This is a genomic window from Rhodocyclus tenuis (assembly GCF_014197755.1).
Classification (GTDB): domain Bacteria; phylum Pseudomonadota; class Gammaproteobacteria; order Burkholderiales; family Rhodocyclaceae; genus Rhodocyclus; species Rhodocyclus tenuis.
Window position 1 is genome coordinate 165,877 of the sequence record NZ_JACIGE010000006.1, and the last position, 25,696, is coordinate 191,572.

Annotated in this window: 23 protein-coding genes; 2 read left to right on the forward strand and 21 right to left on the reverse strand. The window is 67.5% G+C overall.

Annotation, left to right across the window (positions count from 1 at the left end; all coding sequences use genetic code 11):
• Positions 1 to 19 precede the first annotated feature (19 nt).
• The 10 genes from hydE to alr all read right to left on the reverse strand — a co-directional run bounded on the left by hydE (position 20) and on the right by alr (position 14,845).
• Positions 20 to 1,132, reverse strand: coding sequence for a [FeFe] hydrogenase H-cluster radical SAM maturase HydE (hydE, locus tag GGD90_RS09905; RefSeq protein ID WP_221227725.1), 1,113 nt, complete (start codon positions 1,130 to 1,132; stop codon positions 20 to 22).
• Positions 1,129 to 2,454 carry a [FeFe] hydrogenase H-cluster maturation GTPase HydF gene (gene hydF, locus GGD90_RS09910; protein ID WP_153116513.1) on the reverse strand — a complete coding sequence of 442 codons (1,326 nt, stop codon included), beginning with the start codon at positions 2,452 to 2,454 and terminating at the stop codon, positions 1,129 to 1,131. Before hydF ends, hydE begins: the two co-directional genes overlap by 4 nt.
• Positions 2,451 to 3,893, reverse strand: coding sequence for an aspartate ammonia-lyase (locus tag GGD90_RS09915; protein WP_228273710.1), 1,443 nt, complete (start codon positions 3,891 to 3,893; stop codon positions 2,451 to 2,453). Before GGD90_RS09915 ends, hydF begins: the two co-directional genes overlap by 4 nt.
• Positions 3,877 to 5,280, reverse strand: coding sequence for a [FeFe] hydrogenase H-cluster radical SAM maturase HydG (gene hydG / locus GGD90_RS09920; RefSeq protein WP_153116512.1), 1,404 nt, complete (start codon positions 5,278 to 5,280; stop codon positions 3,877 to 3,879). The genes GGD90_RS09915 and hydG overlap by 17 nt, the downstream gene beginning before the upstream one ends.
• A gap of 90 nt (positions 5,281 to 5,370) precedes the next feature.
• Positions 5,371 to 7,284 (reverse strand): NADH-dependent [FeFe] hydrogenase, group A6, encoded by a 1,914-nt coding sequence (locus GGD90_RS09925; RefSeq protein ID WP_153116511.1) that lies wholly within the window; start codon positions 7,282 to 7,284, stop codon positions 5,371 to 5,373.
• A 41-nt stretch (positions 7,285 to 7,325) separates the two neighbouring features.
• The gene (locus tag GGD90_RS09930) at positions 7,326 to 9,026 is read right to left on the reverse strand and encodes an NAD(P)H-dependent oxidoreductase subunit E (RefSeq protein WP_153116510.1); all 1,701 of its coding nucleotides are present in this window, start codon (positions 9,024 to 9,026) and stop codon (positions 7,326 to 7,328) included.
• The gene (locus GGD90_RS09935) at positions 9,017 to 9,409 is read right to left on the reverse strand and encodes a hypothetical protein (protein WP_153116509.1); all 393 of its coding nucleotides are present in this window, start codon (positions 9,407 to 9,409) and stop codon (positions 9,017 to 9,019) included. The genes GGD90_RS09930 and GGD90_RS09935 overlap by 10 nt, the downstream gene beginning before the upstream one ends.
• Positions 9,410 to 9,548: 139 nt before the next feature.
• Positions 9,549 to 12,125 (reverse strand): ABC transporter permease, encoded by a 2,577-nt coding sequence (locus GGD90_RS09940; RefSeq protein WP_153116508.1) that lies wholly within the window; start codon positions 12,123 to 12,125, stop codon positions 9,549 to 9,551.
• A gap of 180 nt (positions 12,126 to 12,305) precedes the next feature.
• A complete protein-coding gene (gene radA / locus GGD90_RS09945; RefSeq protein WP_153116507.1) occupies positions 12,306 to 13,670 on the reverse strand; it encodes a DNA repair protein RadA in 1,365 nt (454 codons plus the stop codon).
• 2 nt (positions 13,671 to 13,672) lie between these two features.
• Positions 13,673 to 14,845 (reverse strand): alanine racemase, encoded by a 1,173-nt coding sequence (gene alr / locus GGD90_RS09950; protein ID WP_153116506.1) that lies wholly within the window; start codon positions 14,843 to 14,845, stop codon positions 13,673 to 13,675.
• Between the two features lie 5 nt (positions 14,846 to 14,850).
• Between alr and GGD90_RS09955 the strand changes: the two genes are divergently transcribed.
• Both GGD90_RS09955 and lplT read left to right on the forward strand, forming a co-directional pair.
• Positions 14,851 to 15,258, forward strand: a complete 408-nt coding sequence (locus tag GGD90_RS09955) for a hypothetical protein (RefSeq protein WP_153116505.1) — start codon at positions 14,851 to 14,853, stop codon at positions 15,256 to 15,258.
• Between the two features lie 48 nt (positions 15,259 to 15,306).
• Positions 15,307 to 16,572 carry a lysophospholipid transporter LplT gene (lplT, locus tag GGD90_RS09960; protein ID WP_153116504.1) on the forward strand — a complete coding sequence of 422 codons (1,266 nt, stop codon included), beginning with the start codon at positions 15,307 to 15,309 and terminating at the stop codon, positions 16,570 to 16,572.
• A 7-nt stretch (positions 16,573 to 16,579) separates the two neighbouring features.
• Here lplT and GGD90_RS09965 read toward each other — a convergent pair whose 3' ends face one another.
• From GGD90_RS09965 to hflK, 11 genes are all read right to left on the reverse strand, one after another.
• Positions 16,580 to 17,077, reverse strand: a complete 498-nt coding sequence (locus tag GGD90_RS09965; RefSeq protein WP_153116503.1) for a TPM domain-containing protein — start codon at positions 17,075 to 17,077, stop codon at positions 16,580 to 16,582.
• Between the two features lie 11 nt (positions 17,078 to 17,088).
• Positions 17,089 to 18,033 carry a TPM domain-containing protein gene (locus GGD90_RS09970; protein ID WP_228273709.1) on the reverse strand — a complete coding sequence of 315 codons (945 nt, stop codon included), beginning with the start codon at positions 18,031 to 18,033 and terminating at the stop codon, positions 17,089 to 17,091.
• 31 nt (positions 18,034 to 18,064) lie between these two features.
• Positions 18,065 to 18,697, reverse strand: coding sequence for a LemA family protein (locus GGD90_RS09975; RefSeq protein ID WP_153116502.1), 633 nt, complete (start codon positions 18,695 to 18,697; stop codon positions 18,065 to 18,067).
• A 56-nt stretch (positions 18,698 to 18,753) separates the two neighbouring features.
• Positions 18,754 to 19,632, reverse strand: coding sequence for a uracil-DNA glycosylase (locus GGD90_RS09980; RefSeq protein ID WP_228273708.1), 879 nt, complete (start codon positions 19,630 to 19,632; stop codon positions 18,754 to 18,756).
• Positions 19,629 to 20,105, reverse strand: a complete 477-nt coding sequence (rimI, locus tag GGD90_RS09985; RefSeq protein ID WP_153116501.1) for a ribosomal protein S18-alanine N-acetyltransferase — start codon at positions 20,103 to 20,105, stop codon at positions 19,629 to 19,631. Before rimI ends, GGD90_RS09980 begins: the two co-directional genes overlap by 4 nt.
• Positions 20,106 to 20,130: 25 nt before the next feature.
• The gene (gene tsaB / locus GGD90_RS09990) at positions 20,131 to 20,820 is read right to left on the reverse strand and encodes a tRNA (adenosine(37)-N6)-threonylcarbamoyltransferase complex dimerization subunit type 1 TsaB (protein WP_153116500.1); all 690 of its coding nucleotides are present in this window, start codon (positions 20,818 to 20,820) and stop codon (positions 20,131 to 20,133) included.
• Between the two features lie 100 nt (positions 20,821 to 20,920).
• The gene (locus GGD90_RS09995; protein ID WP_153116629.1) at positions 20,921 to 22,228 is read right to left on the reverse strand and encodes an adenylosuccinate synthase; all 1,308 of its coding nucleotides are present in this window, start codon (positions 22,226 to 22,228) and stop codon (positions 20,921 to 20,923) included.
• Positions 22,229 to 22,236: 8 nt separating this feature from the next.
• The gene (locus tag GGD90_RS10000) at positions 22,237 to 23,397 is read right to left on the reverse strand and encodes an ATP phosphoribosyltransferase regulatory subunit (protein WP_153116499.1); all 1,161 of its coding nucleotides are present in this window, start codon (positions 23,395 to 23,397) and stop codon (positions 22,237 to 22,239) included.
• The gene (locus tag GGD90_RS10005; protein ID WP_153116498.1) at positions 23,394 to 23,579 is read right to left on the reverse strand and encodes a DUF2065 domain-containing protein; all 186 of its coding nucleotides are present in this window, start codon (positions 23,577 to 23,579) and stop codon (positions 23,394 to 23,396) included. Before GGD90_RS10005 ends, GGD90_RS10000 begins: the two co-directional genes overlap by 4 nt.
• On the reverse strand, positions 23,576 to 24,466 hold the full coding sequence (gene hflC / locus GGD90_RS10010) for a protease modulator HflC (protein WP_153116497.1): 891 nt from the start codon (positions 24,464 to 24,466) through the stop codon (positions 23,576 to 23,578). The genes GGD90_RS10005 and hflC overlap by 4 nt, the downstream gene beginning before the upstream one ends.
• Complete coding sequence (gene hflK / locus GGD90_RS10015) at positions 24,466 to 25,692, reverse strand: FtsH protease activity modulator HflK (protein WP_153116496.1); 1,227 nt, start codon at positions 25,690 to 25,692, stop codon at positions 24,466 to 24,468. The genes hflC and hflK overlap by 1 nt, the downstream gene beginning before the upstream one ends.
• Between the last annotated feature and the right edge of the window lie 4 nt (positions 25,693 to 25,696).

Sequence of the window (25,696 nt, forward strand, 5' to 3'; positions counted from 1 at the left end):
AGCAGCCGCCGCCGGCCGGCTAGGCGTCGCTGTGGCGGGCGAAGTGGCGCGAGTGTGGCGAATCGCCCCAGTCGTTCCAGCCGACCTGGCGGCCAGTGCTGCTGATGCGATTGGCCAGACACGAACGGCAATCGTCGCGCGCTTCGTCGAGACAGGGCTTGCCTTCGTACAGCTGGTAATTCTTGCGCACCTCGCGCGGCGTCAGGCTGGGCATGACGACGTTGGCGCCGAAAGTGACGCCACGCTCGCGGCCGTCGGCAACGAGCGCCTGCAGTGCCGTCGTCGCGGCGATATTGACGTCGCGCAGGACGAGGCGCGTCACCGCGATCATCTTCAGCGCCAGTTGCAGCAGCTCGTCGCTGGCCAGTGCCCCCGCCGCCGGCATGGCGTTGCCCGGTGCCGGCAGGTACGGCCCCATGCCGATCATGTCGATGTCGCGATCGGCGAAAGCGAGGATGTCGGCGGCGAGGTCGACGAGCGTCTGTCCGGGCAGGCCGATCATGACGCCGGTGCCGACCTGGAAACCGGCGTCGCGCAGGTCGGCGAGCGCCTGCCAGCGTGTCTCGATGCGCTGCGTCGGCGGATGGATGCGCGCGAAGAGTTCCGGGTTGCTCGTCTCGATGCGTAGCAGATAGCGGTGCGCGCCGGCCGCGCGCCAGCGGCGGAAGGTCTCGGCGCTCTGCTCGCCGAGCGAGAGCGTGATGCCGAGCCCTTGCGGCAAAGACGCGGACTGCGAGCGTTGCCGGATCTCGTGAACGCAGTCCTCGATGAGGCTGATGAAACCTTCGTCGCGCCGTTCACCCGCCTGCAGCACGCAGGAGCCGTAGCCGGCGCGCGCAGCCCACAGAGCGGCGTCGATCACCTGCTCGCGGCTCAGCGTATAACGCTCGACCGCGCGGTTGCCCTTGCGGATGCCGCAGTAGTGGCAGTCGAGCACGCAGACGTTGGAGATTTCGACCAGTCCGCGGTAGTGCACGCGGTCGCCGACTTCGCGCGTCGTCAGCGCGAAGGCGGCGCGGCGCAGGCATTCGATGTCGGCGGCGGCCGAGAGTCCGAGCAGCGCGACGATGTCGGCGTCGGAAAACTCGCGCTGCGCGAGCAGCGCTGCCAGCGCCGGCGACGGCTGGCTCACGCCATCTCCTTTCCCGTTAATTCCTTCCCCTTCGCTTCCCCCGTCGCTTCGCCCACCACTCGCCCGGCCCTGCCCTGCTCGCGCCGCGCCTCGACGTAGGCCGCCAGCGCCGCCGGGAAGGGCTGCAGCGCGCGCTCGAAGATGCCGAGGCTGAAAGCGATGGTCAGACCGTAGTTGGTGATCGGCACGCCGGCGGCTTTCGCCTTGAGGATGCGGTTGAGCATTTCCTTGCGGTTGAAGGTGCAGCCGCCGCAATGGACGATCAGCTTGAACGGCGACAGATCCTCGGGATAGTCGCGGCCGGCGACGATGGTGAACTCGAGCTTGCCGCCGACGTACTGCGTCAGCCAGCGCGGAATCTTGACGCGGCCGATGTCCTCGGCGATCGGATGGTGCGCGCAGGCTTCGGCGATGAGCACGCGGTCGCCGGCCTTGAGGGTGTCGATCGCCAGCGCGCCGAGCGTCTGGCTGACCAGATCGCCCTTGAAGCGCGAGAAGAGGATCGAGAAGCTGGTCAGCGGCACTTCCGGCGGCGTGTCGGCGGCGACCTTGAGGAAGGCCTGCGAATCGGTGACGACGAGCTTCGGCGGCCGCTTCAGCTGATCGAGCGCAGTACGCAGCTCGCGTTCCTTGACCACCATGCACCAGGCGTCGTTGTCGAGCAGGTCGCGGATCGACTGCACCTGCGGCAGGATCAGCCGGCCTTTCGGCGCCTCCTTGTCGATCGGCACCACCAGCACGGCCATCTGTCCGGGCCCGACGAGGTCGGCGACGATGTCCGGGTTGCTGATGAAGTCTTCCGGCGCGTGGTCGACGATGGCGTGGCGCAGGTCGAGAATGCCGTCGCCGAGCGGGTCGTCCCGCTTCGCCGCCGCGGTGCGCACGCTCGGCAGGCGCAGTTCGGCGAGCCGCGCCAGCGTCGCTTCCGGCGGCGCGCCGAGGTCGCTCTTGTTGAGGACGACGATCACCGGCGTCTGGCGCTCGGCCAGTGCGGCGGCGATCGATTCCTCGTAAGCACCCCATTCGCCGTCGCTGACGATGATGCCAAGATCGGTGCGCTCGAACACCTCCCGCGTCTTGGCGACGCGCAGATCGCCGACGACGCCGCTGTCGTCGATGCCGGCGGTGTCGATGAACAGCACCGGCCCGACCGGCAGCAGCTCCATCGGCTTCTCGACCGGGTCGGTGGTGGTGCCGGCGAGTGCGGAGACGATCGCCACCTGCTGCCGCGTGATCGCGTTTAGCAGGCTCGATTTGCCGACGTTGCGCCGGCCGAAGATGCCGATGTGCAAGCGCAGCGCGCGTGGGGTGTTCTGGTTCATGGCGTGATGTCGGGAGAGCCGAGGCGGCACACCGCTTCGGGCGAGATGAGCGAATCGTAGGCTTCGCCGGAAACGAGTCCTGAGGCGATGGCGACGTCGCGCAGGCTGCGTCCGCTCGCGCTGGCAGCGGCAGCAAGCTCGCCGGCAGCGGTGTAGCCGACGAGCGGCAGCAGCGCGGTGGCGCTCGCCGTCGCGCCAAGAACGCTCTGCCGGCAGCGCTCGGCATCGGCGTCAATGCCGTCGACGCACAGGCGCGCCAGCATGTCGCAGGCGCTGGCGAGCAGGTCGATGCTGCCGAGCAGGCAGTCGGCGATCAGCGGCAGGAAGGGGTTGAGTTCGAGCGATCCCATCGCCGCGGCGCTGGTAATCGCCTGATCATTGGCGCAGACCTGCAGCGCCGCCTGCGTCACCGCCTCGGGAATCACCGGATTGACCTTCCCCGGCATGATGCTCGACCCGGCCTGCCGCGCCGGCAGGCGGATCTCGCCAAAGCCGGCGTCGGGGCCCGAGCTGAGCAGGCGCAGGTCGCCGCAGATCTTGAGCAGATTGACCGCGCCGGCCTTGAGGATTCCCGAAACCTCGACGAAGGCGTCGGCGTTCTGCGTCGCCTCGACCAGATTGTCGGCGCGCGCCAGGCCAATTCCCGACAGCTCACGCAAGGTATCGACGACACGGAAGATGTAGGCGCGCGGCGTGCCAAGGCCGGTGCCGATGGCGGTGCCGCCGAGATTGACGGTGCGCAGGCGCTCGACGCATTTGGCGACGCGCCAGCGGTCGCGCGAAATCGCTTCGGCGTAGGCGCCCATCTCGCGCCCGAGCGTGATCAGCACCGCGTCCTGCAACTGCGTACGGCCGACCTTGACCACCGGCTCGAGGCGTTTTTCCTGCGCCTGAAAGCTCTCCTGCAGGCGTACCAGCGCGTTCTCGAGGCGGCCGATCTCGCGGATCGCCGCCAGCCGCAACGCCGTTGGAAAAGTGTCGTTGGTCGACTGCCAGCGATTGACGTCGTCAAGCGGCGAAATCAGCGCGTAGTCGCCGGGCGCGGCGCCGACGAGCTGCAGCGCGCGGTTGGCGATCACTTCGTTGACGTTCATGTTCAGGCTGGTACCGGCGCCGCCCTGCAGCGCATCGACCGGAACGTGTTCATCGAGCAGGCCGGCGGCGAGTTCGTGGCAGGCGCGTTCGATCGCGTCGGCACGCTCGGAAGTCTCGCGCCAGCCGTCGAGCGCGCCGATCGTGCGCACGGCGGCGAGCTTGACCAGACCGTAGGCATGCACCAGCGGCCGACGTACCGGGCGGCCGGCGAGCGCGAAGTTCTCCAGCGCGCGCAGCGTGTGGATGCCGTAGAGGCAGTCGGCAGGAAGCAGGCGGCTGCCGAGCGCGTCGCTCTCGCGGCGCTGCCCGGCAGGCACGGCTGTCGCGTCAGCGATAGACGTCACGCTTGCCCTGCCTGACCTTGTCGACCATCACGCGCGAGTAGCGCGCCGGCGTCGGCTCCATGCCGTCGATGAAGGCGGCGATCGCCTGCTCGCCGAGCGCGCGCGCCTCGGGCGAGGCGTAGTCGGAGAGGTATTCCTGGAAGGTCGACGCGGCGTTCGGGTCGCAGTGCTGCTTGATCTCGCCGGGGCGCGCGATGTCCATGAAGTCGGCGCCGGTGCGTCCGAGGCGGTAGCAGCCGGTGCAGAACGAGGGGATGTAGCCGAGCCGGGCGACGTCCTGCACCACCTCGTCGAGCGTGCGGTGGTCGCCGAGCGAGAACTGGCTCATGTCCTCGCGCGCCGCTTCGGCGTAACCGCCGGGGTTGGTGCGGCTGCCGCCGGAAATCTGCGAGACGCCGAGCGCGAAGGTTTCGCGGCGCATCTCGGCGTTTTCACGCGTCGACATGATGATGCCGGTGTAGGGAACGGCGATGCGCAGGATGGCGACGATCTTGCGAAAGTCCTCGTCGCTGACCGCGTGCGGCGGCAGCGTCGCGAAAGACGAACCGGTCGCCGGTTCGATGCGCGGCACGCTGATGGTGTGCGGGCCGACGCCGAAAGTCGCCTCGAGGTGGCCAATGTGCTGCATCAGCGCGAGCAGGTCGAAGCGCCAGTCGGCAAGCCCGAAGAGCACGCCGACGCCGCAGTCGTCGATGCCGGCGCTCATCGCGCGGTCGATCGCCTGCAGGCGCCACTGGTAATTGGTCTTGGCACCGCTGGTATGCACCTGGCGGTAGGTTTCGTGGTGGTAGGTTTCCTGGAAGATCTGGTAGGTGCCGATCTTCGCTTCCTTCAGGCGCGCGAATTCCTCGACCGAGAGCGGCGCGATATTGACGTTCACGCGGCGGATTTCGCCCTTGCCATGCTTGACCGAATAGACGGTGTCGATGGCGTCGAGAATGTAGTCGAGGCCGCGCGTCGGATAGGACTCGCCGGCGACGAGCAGGATGCGCTTGTGCCCCTGGTCGATCAGCATGCGCGTTTCGCGTGCGATCTCGTCCTGGTCGAGCGCACGGCGAACGACTTCCTTGTTGCGCTTGCGGAAGGCGCAGTAACTGCACTCGTTGGCGCACAGGTTGGAGACGTAGAGCGGCGCGAAGATCACCAGCCGCTTGCCGTAGATGGCGTCCTTGACGAAACGCGCGCTGGCGAACAGTTCGTCGATGAGTTCGGGGTCACGCAGGTTCATCAGCGGCACGATCTCGTCGGCGCTGATGCCTTTCAGTTCGCGTGCTTTGGCCAGTATCTCGCGCACCTGCGCGGAGCCAGGCGCAGCACTGGCTGCGCCGGCGGCGAGGCTCGCCAGAATCGGCGTCTCGTCGATATCGAAGTTGCTGCTAGCGGTCATTGGCGGCTTTTCGGGCAGGTGAACACGCTGCCGCCCCGCAACAGGCGGGATCGGCAGCGCCGGAAGCTCCAAGCGTGAGTGGCCGGGGTGTCAGGAGATGAACTTGCCGCGCGGAGTATACGTCGTGTGCAGCAGTTCGTGCGCCTTGTGCCCGCCCGGCCCTTCCTTCAGGAATTCCTGATAGATCCTGGCGATCTGCGGGTTCTCGTGCGACTTCCGGACCTCGTAGCTGGCGTCCTCGCCGTAGATGGCGCGCGCGCGCGCGGCGCGGATTTCCGGGCTGGTCGGAATCGGCTGGCCGCCGCCACCGAGACAGCCGCCGGGGCAGGCCATCACCTCGATGAAGTGGCAGGTGCTGAACACGCCGCCCTGCTTGATGTCGTCCATCACCTTCCTGGCGTTGGCCGTGCCGTGCGCGACGCCGACGCGCAGCGTCGCACCGCGCAACCATTCGAAGTCGTCGAACAGGTGGCGGAGGAGATCGGGGACCGGGCCGACTTCAGGGATCGGCAGTTCGATCAGGCGCACGCCTTCGATGCCGCGTACCGGAACGATGTTGGCGTTCTCGTAGAAGTCCTCGACCTTGCGCCCGGTAACCAGCTCGATCACGGTACGCAGCGCCGCTTCCATGACGCCGCCGGTGGCGCCGAAGATGACGCCGGAACCGGTCGGCGTTTCGAAGGGATCGTCGAAATCGCTCTGCGGCAGGTGCGGCAGGTCGATGCCGGCCTCGCGCACCATCTTCGCCAGCTCGCGTGCGGTCAGCGCGAAGTCGACGTCCTTGTGGCCGCTGTCAGCCATCTCCGGGCGGTCGCATTCGAACTTCTTGGCGGTACAGGGCATCAGCGCCACCGAAACGATGTCCTTGGCGTCGATGCCGTGCTGCTCGGCGTAGTAGGTCTTGATCACCGAGCCGAACATCTGCTGCGGGCTCTTCGCCGACGAGAGCAGGCCGAGCTGGTCGGGGTAGAAGTGCTCGATGTACTTGATCCAGCCCGGCGAGCAGCTGGTCAGCTGCGGCAGCCTGACTTCGGGGTCCTGGCGCACCAGCGCACCGTGCAGCCGCTGCAGCAGCTCGGTGCCTTCCTCGATGATCGTCAGGTCGGCCGAGAAATTGGTGTCGAACACCGCGTCGAAACCGATGCGCTTGATCGCCGTGTTCATCTCGAAAGTCAGCGCGGTGCCCGGCGGCAGACCGAAGCACTCGCCGATCGCCGCACGCGGCGACGGCGCCGTCTGGATGACGACGTGCTTCGACGGGTCGTCGAGCATCGCCCAGATTTCGTCGGTCTGGTCGGCCTCACTGAGCGCGCCGGTCGGGCAGCGGTTGATGCACTGACCACAGCTGATGCAGACGACCGACGCCAGCGGCTTGTCGCCGAAGGTGGTGATGTGCGACTTGGCACCGCGACCTTCGATCGCCAGACAGCCGACGTCCTGCAGTTCGTTGCAGGTGCGCACGCAGCGGCGACAGAGCACGCACTTGTTCATGTCGCGCACGATCGACGCGCTGGTGTGGTCAATCGCGTGGCGCGGCGCTGCCGGCTGGCCGAAGCGGAAAGCATCGACGCCGTACTCGCGCGCCAGCGACTGCAGCTCGCAGTTGCGGTTGCGCGAGCAGGTGTTGCACTCGCCGTAGTGATTGGCGAGCAGCAGGTCAATGACGTGACGACGCGCCTTGCGCACCGACGGACTGCTGGTCACCACCTTCAAGCCCGGCGTCGCCGGATAGGTGCAGGCGGCGTGCAGGCCGCGCTGACCGACGATTTCGACGACGCAGACGCGGCAGTGGCCACCGGCACGCAGGTCCGGGTGGTTGCACAGGGTCGGAATGCGCAGGCCGGCGACGCTCGCCGCCTGCAGGATGGTGCTGCCCTCGGGGACGGCAACCGGAATGTCGTCGATGGTGAGATTGATCGGGTTGGCGACGGCTGCACCGGCGGCATGCGCAGGGTCCTGCGCCTGACGGCACAGGCTGTCGACTTGGGCGGAGCTTTTGGGCATTTTTCTTTTCCTAGCGGGAAGCACGGCGTCTGCGTGCCGGATCAGTGGCTCGCCGCAATGGGGCGCGCCATGATCTCGTCCTTGAAATGTTCGTTGACCGCCAGCAGCACCTTCGGACTCGATTGTCCGAGGCCGCACTTGGAGGCCACCTGGATCGTCTTCGACAGGCTGATCAGCTCGTTCAGATGGCGCGACGAGCAACGGCCGCCGAGCAGCGTGCGCACGCCTTCGAGCAGCTTGACGTTGCCGTCGCGGCAGGGCGTGCATTGGCCGCAGGACTCCTCGACGAAGAACTCGAGATAGTTCTCGGCAACTTCGAGCAGGTCGCGCTGCGCGCCATAGACGATCACCGAACCGCCCATGCCGAGATCCTCGTAGGCCAGCTTGCGGTTGAATTCGCTGGCCGGCAGCAGCGCACCGGAGTAACCGCCGACCTGCACCGCCTTGGCATCCTCACCGCCGACCAGATCAAGCAGCTCATTCACCGTCGTTCCCCAGGGCAACTCGTACACGCCTGGCCGGCTGCAGTCGCCGGAAACGCTGAACAGTTTGAAACCCTTGGAACGCTCGGTACCGATGCTGGCAAACCACTTGGCGCCGCGGTCGAGGATGACGCTGACCGAGGCCAGCGTCTCGACGTTGTTCACCACCGTCGGCTTGCCATGAAAGCCCGAAACGACGGGATACGGCGGCCGGTTGCGCGGCTCGCCGCGGTGCCCTTCGAGCGACTCGATCAGCGCCGTTTCCTCACCGCAGACGTAGGCGCCGGCGCCCATGTGGATGCGGATGTCGAAATCGAAGCCTTCCTTGCCGAAAATCGCGCTACCCAACTGCTTCTCGGTACGCCGCCCGCGCAGGATTTCCTCGAGCAGCATCTTGATGTAGGTGTATTCGGCGCGCAGATAGACGATGCCTTCGCGCGCGCCGACCGCGTAGGCGGCGATGGTCATGCCTTCGAACAGCAGGTTGGCGTACTGCGTCAGGATGATGCGGTCCTTGAAGGTGCCGGGCTCGCCTTCGTCGGCGTTGCAGATGATGTACTTGACGTCGCTCGCCGCCTCGGCGGCCAGCTTCCATTTGACGCCGGTCGGGAAACCGGCGCCGCCACGACCGCGGATGCCGGAGGCGATTACCTCGTTGATCAGCTCTGATGGACTCATCGCCAGCGCCTTCTTCAAGCCGGCGTCGTCCTGGTGTTCGGTGTAGGTCAGCTCGTTGGTGAAGGTCGAACCGACGCGGCTGGTCGCCGGGCGGCGCGAACGCAGGCCCTCGCGACATTCCTCGAGGATCAGGTGCACGCGCTGCGGCGTCAGGCTCGAGTAGATCTCGTTGTTCACCAGCATTGCCGGCGCGTGGTAGTTCATGCCGATGCAGCTGGTCCAGCCGAGCGTGAACATGCCGTCGGGCGTCGTTTCGCCGAACTTGATGCCGAGATCGTTCTCCAGCTGCCGGGCAATGACCTTGGCGCCCTTCATGATCGACGACATGTCGCGGCTCAGCCGGATGATGAACTTGCCCTTCGGCTTGGTATTGAAGAAGTGATAGAAGGTGGCGACGCTATAGACCTGCGCCGCGTGCACGCCGAGCAGGTCGCCGACGTACTGCATGGCGAATTCCGAGACGTAGCTGTATTCGTCCTGGATCGCGCGGAGAATCGGGATCAGCGCCGAGCGCTGGTTGTCATGCTTTTTTGCCAAGCGGGAGACGAACTCCCGGACCTTTTCCTGTTCGGTCAACAACATGCGTGTTTGCCCTCATCGCGCCCGTTGCTGCACGCCTGATTCTTCTTCTTGAACGCGTGCGCACGAGCTTTGTGAATGCTGCAAAGGAGACGACTTTCCGGCGAAAGTGCCTGCAAGATGGCACTGGCGCTGCGTGCGAAGAGCAAAAACCATACCGCGAACGTGGTAATGGCATGGTCCTGACCAGGAGGGCACTGCCAGATCCGGCAACGGCCTTTCCCGGCGATGGAAAACAGCGCTGCTTTTGCCGCTGCCGATGACGCATCAAGAGTAATGGCGGGAAAGCCGGCGAAGCGCTGCGCGCCGGTGGCCAATGCCCGGGCATGGCCGGTGGAGCGGCGGATGGCCTGCTCCTGGCGCCCGGGCAAGATGACATGCGACATTCAATCGACAACAAAGCCGACAGAAGCCGTGGAATTTGTCGTGAAAGCGACAGCGGTACTGCGCGGCGCCCGCCTGGCGCCGCGCAGTACCGCCAGCGACGAAAGAAACGCCGGCCGGCGGCCGCCGCGCCGCCTTCGCTCAGACGCCAGCGCGCAGCGCCAGCATCGGCGGTGTGCGCAGCAGGCGCGACGCGGCCAGCCAGCCGGCGGCGCTGACCAGCAGCGCGCCGCCAGCGGTCGCCAGCAGCGGCAGCCAGGGATCGAGCGGCAGCGCAACGCGGAACACCTTGTCGGCGAGCACCTGACCGATGGCCATCGCGCCGGCGCTGGCGATCAGCCCGGCGAGACCGCCGATCGCCGCGTATTCGCCGAGCAGCGCCGCGGACAGCTGCGCCCGGCGCGCGCCGAGCGCACGCAACAGCGCCAGTTCGTAGCGCCGCTCGTCGATTGCCGAGACCAGCGCCGCCCAGAGCACGACCAGCCCGGCGGCGAGCGTGAACAGGAAGACGAACTCGATGGCGCCGGCGACCAGATCGAGGATCGACTGCAGCTGGCGCAGAATCGCGCCGACGTCAATCACCGTCAGGTTGGGAAACTCGCCGACCAGCCGGTTGACGAAAGCCGCGTCGCCCGGCGGCAGGTAGAAAGCGGTGATCCAGCTCGCCGGGTACGGCTCGAGTACGCCCGAAGGCGCCAGCACGAAGAAATTGACGCGCATCGAATCCCAGTCGAGCTTGCGCAGCGCGATCACTTCGACGCTCAGCGCCTCGCCGGCGACGTCGAAAACGAGCTTGTCGCCGAGCGCCAGGCCGAGCGTCTTGGCCAACCCGGCCTCGACCGAGACGACGCCACGGCCGCGATCGGCATCGGCAAACCAGCGGCCGGCAGCAAGCGTGTTGCCGGCCGGCGGCGCATCGCGCCAGGAAAGATTGAACTCGCGGTCGATCAGCCGGCGCGCCTGCTCGTCGACAAAGCTGTCGGCGCTGACCGCACGCTCGTTGATCTGCGTCAGGCGGCCACGCACCATCGGCGCAAGCTCGGGCCGGTAACCTGCGGCAGCGAAGAAATCGCGTACCGGCGCCAGCTGTTCCGGCTGGATGTTGATGACGAAGCGGTTGGGCGCGTCGGGCGGTGCCGAGCCGCGCCAGGCAGCGATCAGGTCGCCGCGGATGGCGGTAAGCAACAGGAGCGCCATCAGGCCGATCGCCAGCGCGCTGATCTGCACGACGCTGCCGGCGGCACGACGCTCCAGACCAGCGACACCATGCCGCCAGCCGTGGTTGTTGCCGGCGCGCGCCGGCCAGCGCCGCACCAGCGCGGCGGCCGCGCGTACCGCCAGACGCGCGACCAGTGCAAAGGCGGCGAGCGCGACGGCAAAGCCACCGACCACCCACAGGCCGAGACGCAGGTCGCCGGCGATCCACAGCATCAGCCCGGCCAGCGCCGCCGCGCCAACGACGAAGCCGCCGATCTGGCCGGCGCCCGGCGGGCCGAGTTCGCGGCGTAACACGCGCAGCGTCGGCACCTGCCGCAGCTGCAGCAGCGGCGGCGCGGCAAAGGCGAAGAGCAGCACCAGCCCGACGGCGAAACCCTGCGCAGCCGGTCGCCAGCCCGGTTGCGGCAAGGGCGTCGTCACCAGCTGCGCGATGACGCCGTGCAGCACGAAATGCGCGGCGTAACCGAGCGCGCAGCCAGCCGCCGAGGCCGCCAGACCGAGCAGCAGGAACTGGCCGCCGTAGAGGCGCAGCAGCGCGCCCTGCGTCGCGCCGAGGCAGCGCATCACCGCGCAGGCATCGAGATGGCGCTGCACGAAGCGGCGCGCGGCAAGCGCGACGGCAACGGCGGCGACGATGGCGGTGAGCAGCGCGGCGAGGCCGAGGAAGCTGCCGGCGCGGTCGAGCGCCGCGCGGATTTCCGGGCGCGCGCCCTGCGTGTCCTCGAAACGCTGGCCGCGTTCGAGCAGCGGCGCCACCGTCGCGCGGAAGCCTGCGAGCGCCGCCTCGTCGCCGGCGAGCAGCAGGCGCCAGCCGATGCGCGCGCCGGGCTGGACGAGGCCGGTGGCGTCGAGGTCGGCGAGGTTCATCAGCAGGCGCGGCGCCACCGAGAAGAAGCTGACGCCGCGATCAGGTTCCTGCGTCAGGATGGCGCCGACGACGAGCGTGCTGCGGCCGACGGCGATGCGTTCGCCGGGGGCGGCGGCGAGCGCCACCGCCAGCCGTTCGTCGAGCCAGACGCTGCCTGGCGGCGGCCCGCCGACGACCGGCGCGTCGGGCGCATTGAGCGCCGGCGCGGTACGCAGGCTGCCGCGCAAGGGATAGCCGACGCTCACCGCCTTGATGTCGGCCAGACTCGAATGCGCTTCGCCAGCGGCGCGCGTGACCATGCTCGGAAAGACCAGCGTCTGCGCGCTGCGCAGGCCGTCGCGCTCACTGGCGGCGACGATGTCGGCCGCCGGCGGATGATCGGAAACCAGCAGCAGATCGGCGGCGAGCAGCTGCCGCGCCTCACCTTCGAGCGCCAGACGCACGCGGTCGGCAGAGAAACCGACCGCCGACAGCGCGGCGACGGCGATGGCCAGCGCCAGTGCCAGCAAGCGCAGCTCGCCGCCGCGCGCGTCGCGCCACACCATGCGCCAGGCCAGGCGCAGCGAGTTCGCCGCTGCCGGCGAGCGCCCTGCCGAAGCTGCCGCCGCGCTCACCACCGCGTTGCCCCACATACCACGCGAAAACTCATGCCGTCTCCCAAGCTGCAACTGACCATTCCGGGCTGAAGAGTTCGCCCGCTATCGTTCGGACCGGCCGGGGCCGCAAACGATCCATCAAGCGCCAAACAAGACAGCCAAGGACAGCGCAGGCGCCAGACTCGCAGCGGGCGTTCCGTCGTCAGCGCGCGCCGCTCAGTCGAGATCGCGCAAGCGCGCCACGGCTTCCTCGACGCGCGCGACGGCGATCGTCTCCATTCCCTCGATCGGCTGCTTCGGCGCGTTCGCCGCCGGAATCAGTGCGCGCGTGAAGCCGAGCTTGGCCGCTTCGCGCAAGCGCTCCTGACCGCGCGGCGCCGGGCGGATTTCGCCGGTCAGGCCGATTTCGCCGAAGACGACGAGCTTCTGCGGCAGCGGCCGGTTGGCGAGCGAGGAGACGATCGCCAGCGTCACCGCGAGGTCAGCCGCCGGTTCGATGATGCGCACGCCGCCGACGGCATTGACGAAAACGTCCTGGTCGAAGCAGACGACGCCGGCGTGGCGGTGCAGCACGGCGAGCAGCATGGCCAGACGCTGCGCGTCGAGACCGACGGTAAGCCGGCGCGGATTGCCGTGCGCCGGGTCGACCAGCGCCTGGATTTCGACGAGCAAGGGGCGTGTTCCCTCCTGCGCGACGAGCACCGCAGCACCCGGTGCCGCCTGCGAGCGCGACGGCAGGAACAGCGCCGACGGGTTGGAAACGCCCTTCAGCCCGCGCTCGGTCATGGCGAAGACGCCGATCTCGTTGACCGCACCGAAACGGTTCTTCACCGCGCGAATGAGGCGGAAAGCCGAGTGCGTGTCGCCCTCGAAATAGAGCACGGTGTCGACGATGTGTTCGAGCACGCGCGGCCCGGCGAGCGCACCTTCCTTGGTGACATGGCCGACGAGCAGGATGCTGATGCCGGTCTGTTTGGCCAGCCGGGTGAGCTGCGCCGCGCACTCGCGCACCTGCGCCACCGACCCCGGCGCCGAGGCGAGCGCGTCGCTCCACAGGGTCTGGATCGAGTCGATCACCGCCACGTCGGGGCGCTCGCGCGCCAGCACGGCGAGGATCTGTTCGAGGTTGATCTCGGCGAACAAGGGCAGCGCGCGCGTTTCCAGCGCCAGCCGGCGTGCGCGCATCGCCACCTGCTCGCCCGACTCCTCGCCCGACACATAAAGCACACGCCGCGTCGCCGACAGGCCGGCGAGCGCCTGCAGCAGCAGCGTGCTCTTGCCGATGCCGGGGTCGCCACCGATCAGCGTGACGCCACCGGCGACCAGACCGCCGCCGAGCGCGCGGTCGAATTCGCCGACGCCGGTCGGCACGCGGTCGGCCTCGCGCGCCTCGATGTCAGCGAGCACACGCGGCGCCGACGTTGGCGCCAGACCGGCAAAGCGCGGCGCACCGGGGCCGCTGCCGACGGCACGCGTCTCGGTCAGCGTGTTCCACGCGCCGCAGCCGGGGCACTGGCCCTGCCACTTCGGCGACGTGGCGCCGCACTCGCCGCAGCTATAGACGGTCTTGTCGCGCGCCACGCTCAGGCCCCGCCGGCGGAATCGCTGCCAACATCGCTGACCGGCACGCGCCGCGCCAGCGCGCAGAACAACTCGTAGCTGATGGTGCCGGCCGCCGCCGCCACCTCGTCGGCGGGCAGGCCTTCGCCCCACAGCGTCACCGTGCTGCCGATGCCGGCGCCGGGCAGCGCGCTGAGGTCGCAGGCGAGCATGTCCATCGACACGCGGCCGAGCGTCGCCGTGCGCACGCCATCGACGAGGATTGGCGTACCACCGGGCGCGTGGCGCGGATAACCGTCGGCGTAGCCGCAGGCGACGACGCCGACGCGCGTCGGCCGCGTCGCCTCGAACAGGCCGCCGTAACCGACGCGTTCGCCGGCACCGATCTGTTGCACGCCGATGATGCGGCTCGTCAGCGTCATCGCCGGGCGCAGGTCGAAACTCGCCGCGCTGGCATCACTGAACGGGCTGCCGCCGTAAAGCATGATTCCCGGCCGCACCCAGTCGTGCGCGGCCTTGGTGTGGCGCAGGATCGCCGCCGAGTTGGCGAAGGAAATCTCGCCGGGGAAGCCGGCAACCAGCGGCGCCAGCCGCTCTAGCTGCCAGTCGACGCCGCGCGCGTCGTCAGCGTTGGCGAAGTGGCTCATCAGCATCACCGACGCCACCGCCGGCAGCGACTGTAGTTCGGCGAGCACCGCTGGCGCTTCGGCCGGCAGGAAACCCAGACGGTTCATGCCGCTGTTGATCTTCAGGCCGACCGCCAGGCGCACGCCCGGCGGCGCCGCGCGCAGCATGGCAATCTGCTCGCGGCAGTGGATCGCCGGGCGCAGATCGTAATCGGCGCAGACGGCAACGTCGCCGGGCGCAAACAGACCTTCGAGCAGGACGATCGGCTGCCTGATGCCGGCGTCGCGCAGGGTGATGGCTTCGCCGAGGTCGAGCAGCGCGAAGCCGTCGGCGACCGGGCCGAGCGCGCGCGCGGCGCGCTGCAGGCCGTGGCCGTAGGCGTCGGCCTTGACGACGGCGAAAGCGCGCGCCGCCGGCGCATGGCGCTTGGCAACGAGGTAGTTATGACGCAGCGCCGCGAGATCGATGCGCGCGTGGATGGGACGGGAGTTCGAGACGAGACGGGAAACAGCGACGGGTGAGGCGGTGGCGGGTGAAGCGGCGATGGATGAAACAGGCGAGGCGGACATCAGAAATGGCTTTCCTTGAGTGGCAAAACCGCAAGATCGGCGCCGAAAGAATGCGGGTCAGCCACCACCGGCCGCGACCGGCATTGCGCAGCCTGAGCCGGCAGTCTGCGCGGGTGAAACCGGTAGCAGTGACGACGGCCAAAGACCTGCAGACGGCGATCGGCCTGGGCTGGCCTCCGCTATTGCGCGAGGCAGTATTCAAGCACAAATCCCCCGCCGCCGACAGCGCGGGCGCGGCTGCCGGCCCGTCTACGGTGCCCGATGGCAGCTGCGCCCGCCTTGGCGCGAAGCTGCATTTTCGCGGCTGTTTCGCCGCACTTCGCGCTCATGCCAATGCGCTGGCAAGAGCCGGAAAGCCCCGCCGGACGGGCTTTACCGGCAATCGACAGGGGCCGCGGCGGCTAACAAGTTAAAGGCATTCATGGTATAAACCGGCGACACAAAAGGGAGTCCCCCTCCTGATGCCTTTCGGCTTCTACATCATCATGGCCGCGCAGTTTTTTTCCGCGCTGGCCGACAATGCCCTGCTCATCGCCGCCATCGCCGCCCTGCGTGAAATGCAAGCGCCGAGCGAGTATGAGCCATTGCTGAAGACCTTCTTCACGGTCTCCTACGTCGTCCTCGCCGCCTTCGTCGGCGCCTTCGCCGACTCGATGCCGAAGTGGCGGGTGATGTTCATCAGCAACACGATCAAGATCATTGGCTGTTCAATGATGTTCTTCGGTGCGCACCCGCTCGTTGCCTACGCCATCGTCGGCCTCGGCGCCGCCGCGTATTCGCCGGCCAAATACGGCATCCTCACCGAATACCTGCCGCACCGCCTGCTCGTCGTCGCCAACGGCTGGATCGAGGGGCTGACCGTCGGCGCCATCATCCTCGGCGTCGTCATTGGCGGCACGCTGATCAAGCCCGACGTCGCCGCGACGATGCTCAGTTTCGACTTTCCGCTGATCGATACCGGCGTCGATACCGCCGGCGAAATGGCGGTCTGCGTCGTCGCCGTCTTCTATCTGCTGGCGTCGCTGTTCAATCTCTACATTCCCGATACCGGCGTCGACCACAAGCCGGTCAGGCGCAATCCGCTCTACCTGATCCATGAATTCAACCACTGCCTGGCGCTGCTCTGGCGCGACAAGCTCGGGCAGGTTTCGCTGGCGGTGACGACGCTGTTCTGGGGCGCCGGCGCGACGCTGCAGTTCATCGTCATCAAGTGGGCGGAAGCTGCGCTGGCGCTCGATCTTTCGCATTCGAGCATGTTGCAGGGAGTGGTCGCCGTCGGCGTCGCCATCGGCGCGGCGGCAGCGGCGAAGATGATCACCTTGCGCAAGTCGGTGCGCGTCATTCCGCTTGGCATCGCCATGGGCATCATCGTGCTGGTGATGAATTTCGTGCACGAGGTCTGGCTGGCGGTGCCGCTGCTCATCCTGATCGGCGGTCTCTCGGGCTTCTTCGTCGTGCCGATGAATGCGCTGCTGCAGCACCGCGGCCACATCCTGATGGGCGCCGGCCATTCGATCGCCGTGCAGAACTTCAACGAGAACCTGTCGATCCTGATCATGACCGGTCTCTACTACGCGATGGTCAAGGCTGACCTGTCGGTTTACTGGGTACTGACGCTGTTCGGTCTGTTTGTCAGCAGCGCCATGTATCTGGTCAAGCGCAGACATGACGCCAATCAGCGCGAACACGACGACGTGATCCACCTCGACGACGGCGGACTGCACTGAGCGCAGATCAGAGCAGCAGCGGCCGATCCGGCAACTCGTTCGGATTGTCGCCGAGCGGCGGGTAGTGGCGCGCCAGTTCGGCGCTGATTTCGGCGATCGCCGCCAGCGCCCCGGACTGGAAGTCGCCGCTGGCAAAAGCCGCTTCCATGCGTCGGCAGACGGCCTGCCAGAAAGCCTCGCCGAGACGGGCGTCTACACCGCGGTCGGCGACGATCTCGACGCGCCGGTCGACCAGTTGCACGTAGATCAGCACGCCACTGTTGTCCTGTGTATCCCAGACGCCGAGTTGCGCAAAGAGAGCGAGCGCCCGCCGGCGCGGCATCACGCCCTGCAGCAGCTCAGCGACCGGCAAACCGCCTTCGACAACAAAGCGCAGCTCGCCGCGATGGCTCCGCTCGGAAGCGGCGATCGCCTCGCGCACCGCCTCCTGTGCCGCCGGCGGAAATGCGCGCTGTGTCCACCAGTGCGGCTGCGCGCTGTGCCGGAAAAACCTTGACCAGTCCATTGCCTCGCCCCTCACCAGCTGCCCGATGCGCCGCCGCCGCCGAAGCCGCCACCGCCGCCCGAGAAGCCGCCACCACCGCCAAAGCCACCGCCGCCACCGCCAAAACCACCTCCGGGAAAACCGCCTGAACGGAAACCGGCAACGCCGACGACGAGCGAAACAATGAAGGCGAGCACGCCGGCAGCGGCAGCGACCAGCAGCGCACCGACAAGAAACCAGGCGAGCACGGCAGCGGCGCCGCCGATCAGCAGCGAAGCGAGCAGACGGCCGAACAGCGCGCGCAAGATGCCGCCGACAAAGAAGACGAGGATGAAGCCGACGAAGATCAGCGTCTGCCAGGAACCATCATCGCTCGCCGCCGGCTTGGCCGTCGGGCGCCGGCTCGGCGCCGGCAGCTGCTCGCCGGAGGCAGCGGCGATCATCGCACTGACGCCGGCGTCGACGGCGCCGTAGACATCACCGTTTTTCAGGCGCGGCGCCATCACGTCGCCGATGATGCGGCGCGAGACGACGTCGCTGAGCGATCCCTCCAGTCCGTAGCCGACCTCGATGCGCAGCTTGCGGTCTTGCAAGGCAATGAGCAGCAGGGCGCCGTCGTCGACGCCCTTGCGGCCGAGGCGCCAGGCTTCGGCGACGCGCAGCGCGTACTGCTCGATCGACTCGGGCTGCACCGTGTCGGTGATCAGTACGGCGATCTGTGTGCCACGCTCCTGCTCGAAGGCGGCGAGACGCTGTTCGAGCGTCGCGCGCTGTTCGGCGCTGAGCGCGCCGACGCGGTCGGTAACGCGCGCGCTCAGCGTCGGCAGCGGCTGCAGGCTTTGCGCGTAGACCGTTGCTGCACTCAGGCCGAGTACGACCGCCAGCAAGATGCCGGCAAACTGGCGCAGCAGCGAAGGCAGCAGCACCAGCGACGCCATGCCGCCTGCCGGTGCCGTCAGGAGTTTCAGACCAGCCATGGCGGCTGTACTTTTCGGGCGCTATGCCAACTCAGCGCGAAGCTTCGGCGGGAGTAGCAGAATTGGCGGCAGGGGCGCTACCGAAATCGACCTTCGGCGGTTTGGCGATGGCGGCTTCGTTGTCGACCGTGAATACCGGCTTGACCTCGTAGCCGAAGGCCTTGGCCGTCAGGTTGTTGGGGAAGCTGCGCACCGAAACATTGTAGGCCTCGACCGCCTTGATGTAGCGGTTGCGCGCCACGGCGATGCGGTTCTCGGTGCCCTCGAGCTGCGCCTGCAGGTCGCGGAATGCGGTGTCGGCCTTCAGCTGCGGATAGTTTTCGGCAACGACCAGCAGGCGCGACAGCGCGCTCGTAAGTCCGGCCTGCGCCTGCTGGAAGCGGGCAAAGGCGGCCGGGTCGTTGAGCAGCTCGGGCGTCGCCTGGATGCCGCCGACGCTGGCGCGTGCCTGCGTCACCGCGGTCAGCACCTCCTTCTCGTGGCTGGCGTAGCCCTGCACGGTGCTGACCAGATTGGGCACCAGATCGGCGCGCCGCTGGTACTGGTTGATCACCTCCGACCAGGCGGCCTTGGCGGCTTCGTCGCCGCTCTGGAACTGGTTGTAGCCGCAGCCCGAGAGCAGGCTGGCGACGAAGGCGAGGACGATAACGAGGCGACTGCGCATGCTGTTTCTCCCGGGAAGACCAAGATTGAGCGGTCCGGCGACGACGCCGTGGCACATCAGTTGGGGGCGGTGCTCGCGTTGTCAAGAGCGGCGGCTTTGGCCGCGCGCATCAGCGCCCGCGCGCGGCACAGGTCTTCCCAGGCACGCGCCTTGTCGAGCGGCGTGCGCAGCAGGTAAGCCGGATGGTAGGTGACGATCACCGGGATGCTCCGGCCACCGACCTCCCACGCATGCGCGCGGCCGCGCAGGCTGGCCAGCGAGCCATCGAGACCGAGCGTTGCCTGCACCGCGGCACGGCCGAGCAGAACGATCAGGCGCGGCCGCAGCAGCGCCACCTGCCGCTCGAGGTAGGGCCGGCAGGCGGCAATCTCGCCGGCTTCCGGCGTACGGTTGTTCGGTGGCCGGCATTTGACGGCGTTGGCGATATAGACGTCGTCGCCGCGCTGCAGGTCGATCGCCGCCAGCATCGCGTCGAGCAGCTTGCCGGCGGCGCCGACGAAAGGTTCGCCGCGCGCATCCTCCTCGGCGCCGGGGCCTTCGCCGATGAACAGCCAGTCGGCCGACTGATCACCAACACCGGGCACAGCCTGCTGCCGTTGCGCGCAGAGCGCGCACGCGCGGCAGTCGATGATCTGCCGGTTGAGTGCTGCCCACTCGCCGGCAACGGCGGGGTCGCTGGCAGCCGGCGCAACGGCGGCCGGTGCAGAGTGTGCTGGCGTAGCGCGCACTGCTTCAGCCGCCGGCATGGGCGACACACCACGCGGCGCATCAGACAGCTGCCGCGCGGATTCCGTAGCCGGCGTGTCGGCTGGCGCTGAAGCCCTTTGCGTCGCGGCGTCGGCCGCAGGCGCGCCAGCGGCGGTGCCGGCACCACGCAGCTTCCACAGCGGCCCGAGGCCCATTTCGAGCAGCATTTCCTCGCGCGACAGATTCACGCCGACACCTCGCCGAGCGCATGCGTCAACACCAGCGCATCCTCTCGCCCGACATGCGCCGGGTAGTAGCCACGGCGCACGCCGATCTGCTGGAAGCCGAAGGCCTTGTACAGGCCGACCGCCTTGACGTTCGACGGACGCACTTCGAGCAGCAAGGTCGTCGCGCCGAGTTCACGGCCGACCTGCATCGCATGGGCGAGCAGACGCGCGCCGAAACCCCGGCCCTGGCGGCGCGCGGCGACGCTGACGTTGAGCAGATGCGCGTCGTCGACGGCGTGCATGATCACCGCGTAGCCGACCAGTTCGCCGGCGCTGCGGCACACCCAGCAGCTGTAGCCGGCGTTGATCGAATCGAGGAAATTGCCGCGGCTCCAGGGAAAGGCGTAGACGTCGATCTCGATGCGCAGCACCTCGTCGAGGTCGTGCTCGTTCATCGGCAGCAGTTCGACTGCCGGCATCAGGCAGGCGCTCACGCGCAAACTCCCGGCCTGCGCCCGTTCATGCGCGGCCGCCCTGCGCCAGGCGTTCGGCAACGGTCAGCGCCACCGTGTCGCGCACATAGACGGGAACGGCGTCGGCGGCGGCGACGTTCTCGCCGCGCAACAGGCGCGGCGCGGCAAGACGGGCAACCGCCGCCGCTGACGGCATCAGCTGCGGCAGCTGCTTGACCACCCTGCCCTGCAGGCGCTCCGCCAGCTGCGGGTAGGCGGCCAGCGCATTGCCGCAGGCGAGCCAGTCATTGCCGGCCGGCAGCACGATATCCTCGGGCGGCAGCACGACGACCGGCGACTGCGCGACGCCGTCGACATAGGTGCCGAAGTACACCTCGCCCATGCGTGCATCGAGCGCGACGAGAACGCGTTCGCCACCGCTGGCCAGCGCCATCGCTTCCAGCGTGGCGACCGGGAAGAGCGGCAGAGAATGCGCGAAAGCCAGCCCCTGCGCGACAGCACAGGCGACGCGCAGGCCGGTGAACGCACCCGGGCCGGCGGCGAAGGCGATGCCATCGAGATCGGCGAAACCGAGCCCGCTCTGGTCGAGCAGAGCGCGCACCTGTGGCAGCAGGGTCTGCGAATGCGTTGTACCAACCGGATCACCCGACGGACAGGCGAGTTCGCTGACTTCGCCGTCGCGCCACAGCGCGACCGAGCCGGCGTCGGTTGAAGTTTCCAGGGCGAGCAGGTTCATGCGCCGATTCTACCCGGAAGGATCTGTTGCGGACTGCTGCAACGCAGCGTGGCGCCTTGCGGCGCCACGACACTGATCAAAACCGCAATCAAATCAGGGTTTACAGAAACGGATGGCGGCGCAGGATGGTTTCGTCGCGTTCCGGACCGGTCGAAATGATGTCGATCGGCGTTTCGACGATCTGCTCGATGCGCGCGAGGTAAGCGCGCGCCGCCGCCGGCAGGCCTTCGAGCGTACGCACACCGTAGGTGCTCTCGCTCCAGCCCGGCAGCGTTTCGAGGATCGGCTCGCAGCCGGCAACTTCTTCGGCGCTGAGCGGCAGCAGGTCGACGACGCGGCCGTCGATCCTGTAGCCGGTGCAGATGTGCAATTCGGACAGCTTGTCGAGAACGTCGAGCTTGGTGATGCACAGGCCGGTAACGCCGTTGATCTGGATCGAACGCTTCAGCGCGGCGGCATCGAACCAGCCGCAGCGACGCTTGCGGCCGGTGACCGTGCCGAACTCGCGGCCCTTCTGCGACATCTGCGTACCGGGCAGGCCTTCGCCCTCGATGTCGAGTTCGCTCGGGAAGGGGCCGCCGCCGACGCGCGTGCAGTAGGCCTTGGTGATGCCGAGAACGTAGTGCAGCATTCCCGGACCGACGCCGGCACCCGCCGCCGCCTGACCGGCGACGCAGTTCGACGAGGTGACGAAGGGATAGGTACCGTGGTCGATGTCGAGCAGCGCGCCTTGCGCGCCTTCGAAGAGCAGATTGCCGCCGGCGCGATTGACCGCGTGCAGTGTCGCCGAGACGTCCACCACCAGCGGCAGCACTTCCTTGGCATCGGCCAGCACCTGCGCCAGCGTCGCGTCGTAATCGACCGCTTCGGCGCCGAGATACTGGGTGAGCACGAAGTTGTGGTACTCCATGTTCTCGCGCAGCTTTTCGGCGAAGCGTTCGGGATGGAAGAGGTCATAGACGCGCAGCGCACGCCGCGCCACCTTGTCTTCGTAGCTCGGGCCGATTCCCTTGCCCGTGGTACCGATGCGCGTATCGGCGCAGCGCTTCGCTTCGCGCGCGCGGTCAAGCGCCGAGTGATAGGGCAGGATCAACGGACAGCCGGGGCTCACCTTCAGGCGCGAGCGCACTTCGATGCCGCCGGCTTCGAGACCGCGGATCTCGGTGAGCAGGTGATGAATGTCGAGGACGACGCCGTTGCCGATATAGCAATTGACGCCGCGGCGGACGATTCCCGAAGGAACGAGGTTGAGCTTGTATTCGGTTTCACCGATGACCAGCGTATGCCCGGCATTGTGTCCGCCCTGGAAACGGACGACGCCTTGCGCATGATCGGTCAGCCAATCGACGATCTTGCCCTTACCCTCGTCGCCCCACTGCGTGCCGACAACGACTACGTTCTTCGCCATGATGTTGATCAATCCCTGTTGATTGTTTCGATAATCCATTGGCCGCTACCGTCGGCGCGCTCGCTCAGGCGACGGTCGCAGCGGCTGTCTGCCGGCGAACCGGGCAACTGTTCGATGACGACGGCACCGGCCGCACGCAGCGCGGTGATCGCCTGCGCCAGCGCGCTGCCGGAAGCTTCGGCGAAGGGCGCAGCAACGGCCATCGGCAGCGCTGTCGGCGCAGCCAGGCGCGCCAGTTCGCGCAGGTCGAGCGAGAAACCGGTAGCCGGACGGGCGCGGCCGAAGGCGGCGCCGGCGCCGTCGTAACGGCCGCCGCGCGCGATGGCGCCAGCGTAACCGCGCCGGTAGGCGGCGAAGACGACACCATTGTGATAGTTGTAGCCGTGCAGATCGGCGAGATCGAAGGAGAGCGGCAGTTCGGGCATCGCTGCGCTCAGCCGGCGCAGCGCGTCAAGCGCCGCCGCCAGCGCCGGCAAGGCCGGCAGTTCGCGTTCGGCACGGTCGAGGATCGCCACGTCACCATAGAGTTCGGGCAGGCGCAGCAGCGCGCTGCGCCAGGGCTCGGCGATGTCGGCGCAGGCGCAGCGCAGGCTCGGCAGGTCCTTCTGTTGCAGCAGTTGCAGCAGCGCCGCCTCGTCGGCATCAGCCAGACCGGCCGCGTCGGCGAGCGCGGCGAAGACGCCGACGTGGCCGATGTCGATGCGTTCGGCCGGCGCGCCGAGATCGGCGAGCGTCGCTGCCAGCAGGCGGATCGTTTCCAGATCGGCTTCGACGCCGGCATGACCATAGAGCTCGGCGCCGAGCTGGATCGGCTCGCGGTTGGCCGATTGTGCCGCCGGCAGCGTGTGCAGAACGCTGTCGCAGTAGCACAGGCGGACAACGCCGTCACGGTTGAGCAGGTGCGCATCGATGCGCGCCACCTGCGGCGTGATGTCGGCACGCACGCCGAGCGTACGCCCGGACAACTGGTCGACCAGTTTGAAAGTGCGCAGCGTCAGATCCTGACCCGAGCCGGTGAGCAGCGAGTCGAGATGCTCGACCAGCGGCGGCATCACCAGTTCGTAGCCGTGGCCGGCAAAGAGATCGAGCGCGCGACGGCGCAGACGCTCGACCTGCGCCGCCTCCTGCGGCAGCGCGTCGGCGAGGTAGTCGGGAAGCAACCAGTTCAATTCAGCACCATCAACAAAACGAGGCCGACGAGCATGACCGTCAGGCCAAAGAAACGGATCTGCCCGTCGGAAAACTCGGTAAGGCGACGGAAAGCGTCGCGCCAGGCAGTCGGTGCGATAAAGGGAACGACGCCTTCAAGCACCAGCATCAGTGCGAAGGCCATCAACAGCGTGTCACTCATTTCCCTGTTTTTTCGCCGCCACGGCCGGAGCTCTTCAGATACTTGAAGAAATCGGAATTGGGCTCGACCACGAGCACATCGCTCTTGTTGCGGAACGATGCCGAATAGGCCTCGAGACTGCGGTAGAAGGCGTAGAACTCGGGATTGGCCGAGAAGGCCTGCGCGTAGATCGCCGCCGCCTTGGCGTCACCCTCGCCCTTCATCTTCTGCGCGTCACGATAGGCTTCGGCGACGATCACCTCACGCTGCTTGTCGGCGTCGGCGCGGATCTTTTCACCTTCGGCCGAACCTTGCGAGCGCAGTTCGTTGGCGACGCGCTTGCGTTCAGCTTCCATGCGCCGATAGACCGACTCGCTCACTTCGAGCGGCAGATCGACGCGCTTGACGCGCACGTCGACGATCTGCACGCCGATCTTGCGCGCATCCTGATCGGCCTTTTCGCGCATCTGCTCCATGATCTGGTCGCGCTCGCCGGAGACGACGTCATGCACCGTGCGCTTGCCGAATTCTTCGCGCAGGCCGGCGTTGACCGTCTGCGACAGGCGCGTCTTGGCGCGCGCCTCGTCGCCGCTGACCGAGACGTAGTAGAGCTTGGGATCGACGATGCGCCACTTGACGTAGGAATCGACCAGCACGTTCTTCTTTTCCGAGGTGATGAAGCGCTCGGGTTCGGCGCTGTCCATCGTCAGGATGCGCTTCTCGAAAAAGCGCACGTTCTGGATCATCGGCCACTTGAAATAAAGCCCCGGTTCGGCGATGACGTCCTTGACTTCGCCAAGCTGGAAGACGATCGCGTACTGCCGCTGATCGACCGTGAAGATCGACGCGCCGAGCACGGCGAACAGCGCGGCGACGCCAGCGACGAGGAAATTGAGTCCGTTTTTCATCAGCGCACCTCCCGATCACGCGAGCGCAGCGCTTCACGCGAACGCGTATCGCGCTCGACCACCGGCGCCGGATCGGCCGGCGAGGTGGTTGCGGTGCCGGCACGCGCCGGATCGGCGGCGGCGTTGGCCGGCGCGAGCGCGCCGGAGGCCTGCATCAGCTTGTCGAGCGGCAGGTAGAGCAGGTTGCCCTGCCCCTTGGCGTCGATCATCACCTTGCTGGTATTCGAGTAGATCTGCTGCATGGTTTCCAGATACATGCGCGTGCGCGTGACTTCCGGCGCCTTCGCGTATTCGACGTTGATCTGCCTGAAGCGGCTGGCGTCGCCCTCGGCGGTGGCGACGATGCGCTGGCGATAGCCTTCGGCTTCCTGCGTCAGCCGTGCGGCGGTGCCCTGCGCTTTCGGAATGACGTCGTTGGCGTAGGCCTGGCCTTCGTTCTTCTGCCGTTCGCGGTCCTGACCGGCTTTCACCGCGTCGTCGAAAGCGGCCTGCACCTGCTCCGGCGGCTGCGCGTTCTGCATCGTCACCTTGGAGATGAGGATGCCGGTCTGGTAGCGGTCGAGCACTTCCTGCATCAGCTTGGCGGCATCGACGGCGATCTGCTCGCGGCCTTCGTAGAGCACGAAGTCCATGCGGTTCTTGCCGACGATCTGGCGGATCGCCGTTTCGGCCACCTGCATCACCGATTCATCGGGGAAACGGTTGTTGAAGACGTATTCGACCGGATCCTTGAGGATGTACTGGACGGCGAACTGGATGTTGATGATGTTCTCGTCGTCGGTCAGCATCAGTGCTTCCTTGAGCACCTTGTTGCGCTCGCTGCCGCGATAGCCGACCTCGACCGTACGCACGCCGGAAATATTCACCAGCTCGTGCGACTCGACCGGGTACGGCAGGCGCCAGCGCAGACCCGACTCGGTCGTTTCCTTGTACTTGCCGAAACGCAGGACAACGCCGCGCTGCGAGGCGTCGACGATGTAGAAACCGCTCGCCAGCCAGACCACCAAGCCGAGCGCCAGCAGCACGCCGGCGCCGCCGCCGAGAAAGCGCGGGCTGAAATTGGTCGGCGGCCGTTCGCTGCCACCGCCGCCGTTGCCACCGCTTTTCTTGCCGATCATGCCGGACAGGCGCCGGTTGAAATCGCGCCACAATTCTTCAAGGTCGGGCGGCCCCTGATTGGGACGCTTGCCGCCACCACCTCCCCATTGCGGGTCGTTAAGCGACATGAGT